We start from the raw sequence: 8,696 nt of genomic DNA on the forward strand, positions 1-8,696 counted from the left end.
GCGCCGTCACCCACCCACCCTCGATTGGGAAGAGCCAGCAAAGATCACTGCTGGTCTTTCGCGAACCAGGCCGCAACTTTCTTTGCGAACTCAGCCTCCATCTTCAACCGTCGGTTCTCCGAGCGGAGCCGTTCCAGCTCGGCCCGCTCGTCCTCGTTCAACGGCCGGACCGGTTCACCATCTTGCGCGTCTCGCGCCTTCTTCACCCATTTCCCCAAGGTCATCTCATGCACGCCGATACTGCGCGCCACATCGGCGACCGAGCGCCCGTCATTGATCACGAACTCTACCGCCGAGGCTTTGTACTCCTCCGTGAACGCCCTCCGTGTCGATCCCATCGTCGGTTCCTCCCAAGTTCAGGAACCCGCGGAATATGCCCCACCCTCCACCAAAGCGGGAACGGTCCAGAGCAAAGGCGGTCGCCCACCCGCGTTCGACCCCAGCGCCTACAAGGACCGCCACGCTGTCGAATGTGGCATCAACAAGCTCAAACACCACCGCGCATTCGCCACCCGCTACGACAAACTCGCCGTCCGCTTCACCGCCACCACCCACATCACCGTGATCAACGGATGGCTCAAACGACTTTCGTAACAGGCTCTAGGTGTACCCGGCCAGGACGTTGGTGGCAGTTCGGGGGTGTTGACGTGAGGGGAACCTCCGGGTGGGGTGTGGCTTGTCGAAGGCCCACATCCACCACGGAGGTTCCATGTCCCACGGTAGTGCCCGGTTGACCGTTCACGGTCGGCTGCTGATCGTGCAACGTCATCAGGCCGGCTGGCCCCAGTCCCAGATCGCCGCGGCGATGGGGGTGTCCCGCAAGTGCGTGCGCACGTGGCTGGACCGGTACGCAGCCGAGGGGCTGGCAGGCCTGGAGACCCGCTCTTCGAAACCACACACGACTCCCACCAAGACCAGTCCGGCTCTTGAGGAGCGCGTGCTGGCCGCGCGGGCCACCCACCGAGCTGGGCCCGATGTCCTGACCACGATCGTCGGCGTGCCGGCCCGCACGATCTCCCGGATCCTGCGCCGCCACCAGGTCGCCTACCTGCGTGAGTGTGACCCGATCACCGGGTCGGTGATCCGCTCGTCGAAGCAGACCGCAGTCCGTTACGAACGTGACCATCCCGGCGAACTGGTCCACATGGACGTGAAGAAGATGGGTCGGATCCCCGACGGCGGCGGGTGGCGGGTCCACGGTCGCGGGAATGTCGCTCTGGACCGAATCAACGGGCCCGGGTTCGACTACGTCCATTCCTTGGTCGATGACCACTCCAGGCTCGCCTACAGCGAGGTCCTGACCGACGAGAAAGGCACCACCTGCGCCGCCTTCCTGCAGCGGGCGATCGGCTACTTCGCCGCACACGGCATCACCCGGATCGAACGCCTCATGACCGACAACGCATGGGCCTACCGCTACTCACTACGCGGGCTATGCGCCGAACACGGCATCCGGCAGAAGTTCATCAAACCCCACTGCCCTTGGCAGAACGGCAAGGTCGAGCGGCTCAACCGGACCCTGGCCACCGAATGGGCATACCGCCGCACCTACACCAGCAACCAAGAGCGCACCGCAGCCCTTGCGCCCTGGCTCGAGCACTACAACACTGCACGAGGCCACAGCGCACTCGGAGGGAAGCCCCCGATCAGCCGACTGCTACCAACCTGATGGCCGGGTACATCTAGGCGACTTGGACTCGTTCATCCCCGATGAGGTACTCGATGGACAGGGCGAGCCTGAGGGAAACTTGATCTCCTGCAGGCATCACGTCTAGCCTCGTGCTTTCATGACGGTGGGTGGACTGCAGTGGCCTGGGATGGCGAAAGTGCCCCTGACTTGGGATGATGTGTTTTGCGAAGCATAATCATTCAACAAGCGAGGAGCACCTTCGAGGTGAAGAGTACCGGCTCGTATCCCAGGGTTCATGTCGATACCGCGAAGGTGACCGCGGTCGGCCAGGCTGGCGGGATCCTGCTGACCGAAACCATCCGCGCGGCCGGCCTGGACCGGGCCCTGTCGGAGGCGCTTTCCCGGTGGCGGAAACCGTTGGCGGTCCACGACCCAGGCAAGATCATCTGCGATCTGGCGATGTCGCTGGTGCTCGGCGGTGAAGCGTTGAGCGACCTCGCCACCCTGCGCGCTGAACCAGGGGTCTACGGCCCGGTGGCGTCGGATCCGACCGTGTCGCGGCTCATCGCGGCCCTGGCCGAGGACGCGGACAAGGCCATCAAGGCGATCGCCGGAGCCAGGCAGCAGGCCCGCGCCAGGGTCTGGGCCCTGGCCGGTGAGCATGCCCCCGACCACGAGTCGACTGCCGAGGATCCGGTGGTGATCGATCTCGACGCGTCGCTGATCACCGCCCACTCGGAGAAGCAGCGCGCGGCTGCGACGTTCAAGCGAGGCTTCGGGTTCCACCCGTTGCTGGCGTTCGCCGACCACGGGACGGACGGCACCGGCGAAGCCCTGGAGGTCCACCTACGCCCCGGGAACGCCGGTTCGAACACCGCCGCCGATCACATCACCGTCACCAAACAAGCTCTCGCGCAGCTCCCCGACCGGAACCCGCGGCCCGGACGCCGCGTGCTGATCCGCGCGGACGGGGCCGGCGGCACGAAGGAGTTCACCAAGTGGCTGACCGGGCGCAGGGTGGCGTACTCGGTCGGGTTCACCCTCCCCATGGACACCCCCGACTTCTACCACCTGGTCCCTGAGTGGGTTTGGGTGCCGGCCCTCAACAGCGATGGCGAGGCTCGCGAGGGGGCCGATCTTGCTGACTTCACCGGACTGCTGGATCTCGACGGTTGGCCTGCCGGGATGCGGGTGATCGTCCGCCGCGAACGGCCCCACCCCGGCGCTCAGCTGCGGTTCGACGACGTCGACGGCTACCGGCTCACCGCCTTCGCGACCAACACCACCCTCGGCACCCGGCAGCAGCTGGAGCTCAGGCATCGTCGCCGCGCCCGCTGCGAAGACCGGATCCGGATCGCGAAAGACACAGGCCTGGCCAACCTCCCGTTGCACGGGTTCGACCAGAATCGGATCTGGTGCCAGATCGTCGCCCTGGCCTCCGAGTTGCAGGCCTGGAGCGCGATGCTACGACAAGCGAGTCACCTCGGTCTCCACCGGCCGCGGACAGCGCAGTGTCAACGAGCAGCTCACCCGCGAACGTATCCTGGATGTCGCCGACCTACAGGGGATGCCGAAGGGTCGTGCCGTCGTGCTGGCCTCCGGTACTCGTCCCACGCTCATCACGACGCAGCCGTGGATGAACGGCCCGCACGCCGCAGCCGTCAAGGCGTCGATCGCCGCTCATGACCCGAGTGCCACGACGACGCTCGATGACGCACAGCGGGAGCTCGTCGACGTCGGCCGGAACCTCGCGGCCCTGGACGATCCGGTGCGGTCATGAGCGGGCTCGGCGAGTGGGACACCGACGCCCCCATTTACGACGTTGAGGCCACTTCGATGGCTGACGTCGACGAAGAGACCGACGAGCCCTTGGGCGCACCCGACATCGTCGGAGAGAGGGTTGCCGCCGAGATTGATGGCCTCGATCTGGCCGCGATCGCCGGCGGCCTCGTTGCTGCAACCGTGACCAGCGAGATCCACCGCCAGGTGAAGCGCGAAGTCGCTCCTATCGTCACCGAAGCAGTGAAAGGTGTTCTGACACCGGAGCGCCTCGACGCGCTGCGCCAAGTCGCCGCCGCTGCTGCGGAAGCCGAACTCAGCCCTCCGGGCGAGCCTGAGGTCGTCGAGGACGACGTGCCGACCCTCTACTACGGGTCGGTCGACGAGTTCGTACGCGAGTTCATCTGCCCGGTCTTTCGTCGCAACGTCGGTGAGGAAGGCCGCGCGGATTATCGCTGGTCAGCACGCTGGTGGGAATCCGCCGAAGCGATCACGCGCCTCGAGGCGCTATGGCGGGCCTGGGAGCACCTGCGCATGGATCCGTCCACGGGAATCTCGGTGTGGCTGCGCGATCACGCAGACCACCATCTCGGAGTCCTGATGAGCGCGACGGGACCGTGGGCGCGGTCTAAGGACACCGCCGGGCCGCACGAGCCCTTACCCTACGAGGCTCCGCCAGCCGGTCTCTTCCCAGACGTCCGAGACGCCTGATCTCGATGGCGGCCTACCCCGTTCGGGGAAGGCACGCGGGCTGCCGGCGGGCAGTTGACTGCCCATCTGAGGGTACTAAAGTTCCCAGATTTCCAGCTCAACAACGAGCCGTCGTAGGTTCGTGTAGGTTCGGAGAAACCCCTAGATGAAAGGTTCATCATCATAAAGATCAAGAAGTTCGCCATCCCCCTGGCGGTCGTCGGGATGCTCGCTGTCGGGACGTCGGCCTGGGCCGGCACCACGTTCCAGGGCTACAGCACGACCGTCGGCAAGCTCAACGGTAACGGCTACACCGCGTACCAGACGAAGGTGGGCGCCGGCACCGCGGCCGATCTGCGGAGCGGCACGGTGGGCGCCGACTACGTCGTCGACGCTCGTCTCCAGGCCGCCGCCGGCACCGGCGGCTGGGCTCGCGACGTCGGCGACAACGACACCCGCCAGCTGTGGAACTCCGTGCAGAAGGGCGCGAGCGCCCGCGTGCAGTTCAGCAACGACTGGAACACCGCCGTCGACGTCCAGGTCTCCGGTACCTGGCGCAGCAACTAGCGCCACCTAACAGGTATTGGCACGCTCCGGCGTGTCAATACCTGTTTCGTGCGCAGAGGAGACAACGCGTTGATCCGCCGATACCTGCCCAGCATGGCTGTGGTCCTGCTCCTGATCGCCTCACCCGGCCTCTTCGGGTGGTGGCTGGTGAGCGACTACGCGCTGGTCGACCGCTACGACCACTTCACCCTGGCCCTGAGCAGCCTGGTCCCGCTGGCGTTCCCGCTGTTGACCACGTTGCTGTACGGGCTCTATTTCAGCCAGGAGCTGTCGGCCGGAGCGTGGCTGCCGCTCCAGCTGCGTCGCGGGAGACGCGGATACCTGCTGCGCCATCTTGGCCGAGCTGCTGCTCTCGGATTCGTGGCTGGTGCCGTGATGATCGTGATCGTCGGCGTCCTGACGCTCTGGGCGACCCCGAAGTTCGGCTGGGTGACCTACTTCCCTGATCCCGGGGCTCGGGTGCCTGCCGAACGGTTCACCTTCGCTCAGCTGCTTCCCCTGGGCGACGCCGCGTTCCTCAGCTCGTATGCGGCCTGGGTCGGGGTTCACGCAGCTCTCTACGGGATGCTCGGCGTCCTCGCGTTGGTGAACGTGAGCAACCGTCTGCTCGCGCTGGCGTTACCCGCGGTGGGCCAGTTCCTGATCGACTTCCTACTCGCCGTCCTCGGGCTCGAACGGTGGGGCATGATCGCGGCGGTGTTCCCGTTCAACCTTCGCCAGATCCCGCTGTATGTCCCGATGCTCTCGACACTGGCGTTCCTGCTGATAGTGGCAGCACTTGCGGCCTGGACACTATCTGCCCGACGCTCACCGGCGGGCTACCAGTGATCTGGCTGCGTCGCTACCGCGGACTCCTGTTCGCATCTGTGGCGACCCTGGTCGCGGGAGCACTGACCGCTCTCGCGTACCGAGGCCAGCTCCTGACGGCCGCTGACATCGCCCAGGCCCCGTTCGGGGCGTGGGACGTGGTGCTGATGACCGCCCAGGATCCGTACGTCATCGCGTACTTCCTGTGGCCCGTGCTGACCGTCGTGCTCGGGCACAGCATCTCACTGCGCGCGCGGCCCGCGGTCCTCCTTCGTCACGGCTCACGAGCCGCGTTCGTCCTCGACGAAGCGGTGCGCGCCGTACCGGTGGGAGCGGTCCTGGCGATCGCCTTGACGGCCAGCTCCTTGGTGGGAACAGCCGGGCTCGGCTGGCAGCTGATGTGGAGCCCGCTCGCCCTGGCCCGCGAGGACCTCGTCGCGTCGCTGCATGCCCAAGCCACGGCCGGGCTCGCGTTCATCCCGGTACTAGCCGCACAGGTTCTCTACCTGGCCGTCTCAGCCGCCTTCCTCGCTACCGGCGTCGCCATCCTCGCCCTCACCTCCACCCGGCACTACCGCCTGTTCGTCATCGCAGCCGCCCTATCGATGCCGGTCATCTTCAAGGCCTGGCCGCTTCCGCCGGCGAGCAACCCGATCAACGCCCTGGTCACCGCGCACGCCGTCATGACAGGGCTCCCGCTATGGGCCGCACCCACGGCCTGCGTCATCGGCATCGCCGTGCTCGGCGTCCTGGCGTTCGGCATGGACCGACGGCCCGTGAACCGAGCCTGGCCAAGGGTGCGGATCGATCGCCGTTGGGCGTGGTACTGGCTGATCATCGGCAGCGGCATACTGCTCATGACCCCGCTTCAGGATCCCGAGCTGCCCCTGGCCTCCCAGCTCCTCTACGGAGCGAGCACCGAAGGGATGTCGTTCCTGCACTGGGCCTTCGCCGTCATCGTGTGGGTCGGTCTCGCGCTGGTCCTCATGCTGCGCTGGTCACACACCCTCACCACACGCCTTCCCGACCTTCTCCTGCGCCACGGCCGTGCGACCACGCTCGTCGCCCGCGAGACCGCCCGCGACGTCGCCTCCGGCCTCGTCAGCGCGATCGCGCTGCTCGCCGTGACCGCAGCCCTCGACGCCCTCACCGGCCGCCCCATGCTTGACTGGGCCGATGCACTCCACCTGCTCCTGGCCGGGCCACTGGTCGCCGCGTCGATCGCGTCAGCCGGCGTCATCGCCGGCTGGCTTGCTCACAGCGTGACGCCGATGACCCTCACCCTGGTCGCCTGCACGATCCTCACAGTGCCGGCGCTCAACCCCGCCTGGCCCTGGCCCTCAGCACTCGCGTTCCTCGGCGCGCGCCCACCCGAAGCCGCGCCCACTCTGCTCATCCTCTACGCCGGCGCGACCCTCGCCGCGCTCCTGATCATCCTCACCCTCTTGGCCCGACGCCAAGCACCCTCTTTCGACTGAAAGGTTCCCATGGAGTACGCAGCCACGCTCACCGCCGTATCCAAGTCCTTCAAAGGACTCGACGTCCTCCAAGACGTGAACCTCGCCGTCCCGCGCGGCTCCCTCTGCGGAATCCAGGGACCAAACGGGTCCGGCAAGTCCGTCCTCTTCAAGCTGATCTGCGGTCTCGTCACCCCAGACGCCGGTGAGGTCTGGCTGTCACCAGACCTCCGTGAGAAAGGCGACTCCTACCCGATCGGTGTCGGTGCGATCATCGACCGCCCGGGCTACCTCCCCGGGCTCACCGGCTTGGAAAACCTCCTGGAACTCGCCTCCATCCGCAAAGTCGCCAGCCGCGCCGACGTCACCACAGCCATGGAACGAGTCGGCCTCTCACCAGGAACCCGCCAGCACGTGCGGAACTACTCCCTCGGGATGAAACAGAAGCTCGCGATCGCGCAGGCCTTCATGGAAGGCCAACAGCTGCTGCTCCTCGACGAGGCCTTCAACGGCCTGGACGCCTCGAGCGTCGAGACGACTCGTCAGCTCCTCCGCGACCTCAACGCCGAAGGACGCACCATCGTCATCACGAGCCACCAGCAAGAAGACATCGACACCCTGTGCGCCTCCGTGTGGCGGATCAACCACCACACCCTCGAACCCGTCACGCCTTCCTGATCGTGTCGGCGCTATCGATGTGGTTCGAGGTCATCGGAGCGCTCTAACTAGGGGGGTCCCTCGGTGCCGTTCGGAGTGCCTCCGCCGAGGCGACTACGCCGACAGGGGAGCCGCGATAAGGGAACGCCCCGCGAGCCAGCAAGCAGGGGGCACTAAAAGTGCTGCGGGCATCGAGCACTGCCCGCAGATCGGTGCGGATCGGACTCTCATCTGCCCCCTTCCACGAATCTGCAGGCCGGCGGAGGTCGGTAGGCCCTACGCGGTGAAATCGGGTGCAGGTTCGACTCTCGCCCGTCCGTGTTATGGTGCGTGAGCGGGCAACGAGGCCCGCTCAAAAGACAAGGAGCCCCCTCCATGAATCGAACCCTGAAGACCATGATCGCGACGTTTGCCACCCTTTCCTTGACGTTAGGGGTGGGTGTCTCGACGGCGGTGGCGGATGGCAGGTCCCTGCCAGGCGTTACCTGCTCCTCTGCCAGTGCGACCACTAGCTCACGAACCTTGACGGGGAGGAGCTACGTAGTCACTCAATCAGTCCAGGGGTTTGGCGGTTGGTACAGCCAGTCGTGGGATGTGAACTATCTTTCTGGTCCTTTTGTTCAGACGAAGAACTGGGGATTTAGGCAGATCCTTGGTGGTCAGGTTGCGACTCCTTTGAATATCACCATCCATGCGGTGGAAAGCCGATGCTGAGCATCGCGCCGTCCCGCCCTCTCGTGTTCTCGCTGGTGCTCTTCACGCTGATGAGTGGTTGCGCCGGGGCGCCTGGGCCGGGAACCGAGCCGATGACTGCTCCGGCTCGTACCGAGAGGTTGGAGTTGGCGAAGGAGTGCTTGGCTGAGCGCGGGTGGACCGTTTCGATCGCCGATGGGGGTATTGCTTCTGGTCTGATCCCTGATGGTCAGATTGAGAAGTACCAGGCTGCGGTGGAGGAGTGTTTCTCGTCGCTTCCGCCGGGAGCGGGGTTTGATGACATGCCGGAGCGGGAGCGCCGGGACAGCTATGAGTTCTTCGTCCAGACGCGGGAGTGTTTGGTGAACGGCGGGGTTGATGGCTCTTCCCAATCGAGGGTGGGTGGGTGACGGCGC

The 8,696-nt window shown here is 66.0% G+C and carries 11 protein-coding genes; 10 read left to right on the forward strand and 1 reads right to left on the reverse strand.

Features of this window, described 5'->3' with window-relative positions:
* Positions 1-44: 44 nt before the first annotated feature.
* Positions 45-281, reverse strand: coding sequence for a transposase (locus IFY26_RS17225; protein ID WP_232550243.1), 237 nt, complete (start codon positions 279-281; stop codon positions 45-47).
* 31 nt (positions 282-312) lie between these two features.
* Here IFY26_RS17225 and IFY26_RS17230 point away from each other — a divergent pair, with 31 nt between their 5' ends.
* The 10 genes from IFY26_RS17230 to IFY26_RS17275 all read left to right on the forward strand — a co-directional run bounded on the left by IFY26_RS17230 (position 313) and on the right by IFY26_RS17275 (position 8,690).
* Entirely contained in the window at positions 313-594 is a 282-nt protein-coding gene (locus IFY26_RS17230) for a hypothetical protein (protein WP_232550244.1), read from the forward strand.
* Positions 595-709: 115 nt separating this feature from the next.
* Positions 710-1,669 (forward strand): IS481 family transposase, encoded by a 960-nt coding sequence (locus IFY26_RS17235; protein ID WP_232550253.1) that lies wholly within the window; start codon positions 710-712, stop codon positions 1,667-1,669.
* Positions 1,670-1,894: 225 nt separating this feature from the next.
* On the forward strand, positions 1,895-3,316 hold the full coding sequence (locus tag IFY26_RS17240) for an IS1380 family transposase (protein WP_232550245.1): 1,422 nt from the start codon (positions 1,895-1,897) through the stop codon (positions 3,314-3,316).
* 90 nt (positions 3,317-3,406) lie between these two features.
* Positions 3,407-4,120 carry a DUF4913 domain-containing protein gene (locus IFY26_RS17245; protein ID WP_232550246.1) on the forward strand — a complete coding sequence of 238 codons (714 nt, stop codon included), beginning with the start codon at positions 3,407-3,409 and terminating at the stop codon, positions 4,118-4,120.
* A gap of 204 nt (positions 4,121-4,324) precedes the next feature.
* Positions 4,325-4,666, forward strand: coding sequence for a hypothetical protein (locus IFY26_RS17250; protein WP_232550247.1), 342 nt, complete (start codon positions 4,325-4,327; stop codon positions 4,664-4,666).
* 93 nt (positions 4,667-4,759) lie between these two features.
* The gene (locus tag IFY26_RS17255; protein ID WP_232550248.1) at positions 4,760-5,494 is read left to right on the forward strand and encodes a hypothetical protein; all 735 of its coding nucleotides are present in this window, start codon (positions 4,760-4,762) and stop codon (positions 5,492-5,494) included.
* 38 nt (positions 5,495-5,532) lie between these two features.
* The gene (locus IFY26_RS17260) at positions 5,533-6,951 is read left to right on the forward strand and encodes a hypothetical protein (protein WP_232550249.1); all 1,419 of its coding nucleotides are present in this window, start codon (positions 5,533-5,535) and stop codon (positions 6,949-6,951) included.
* A gap of 9 nt (positions 6,952-6,960) precedes the next feature.
* Positions 6,961-7,608: an ABC transporter ATP-binding protein gene (locus IFY26_RS17265; RefSeq protein ID WP_232550250.1), complete on the forward strand. Its 648-nt coding sequence runs from the start codon at positions 6,961-6,963 to the stop codon at positions 7,606-7,608.
* 354 nt (positions 7,609-7,962) lie between these two features.
* Positions 7,963-8,301 (forward strand): hypothetical protein, encoded by a 339-nt coding sequence (locus tag IFY26_RS17270; RefSeq protein WP_232550251.1) that lies wholly within the window; start codon positions 7,963-7,965, stop codon positions 8,299-8,301.
* On the forward strand, positions 8,295-8,690 hold the full coding sequence (locus IFY26_RS17275) for a hypothetical protein (RefSeq protein WP_232550252.1): 396 nt from the start codon (positions 8,295-8,297) through the stop codon (positions 8,688-8,690). The genes IFY26_RS17270 and IFY26_RS17275 overlap by 7 nt, the downstream gene beginning before the upstream one ends.
* Positions 8,691-8,696: the final 6 nt, after the last annotated feature.

This window comes from Propioniciclava soli (assembly GCF_014858005.1).
In the GTDB taxonomy this organism is placed as follows: domain Bacteria; phylum Actinomycetota; class Actinomycetes; order Propionibacteriales; family Propionibacteriaceae; genus Propioniciclava; species Propioniciclava soli.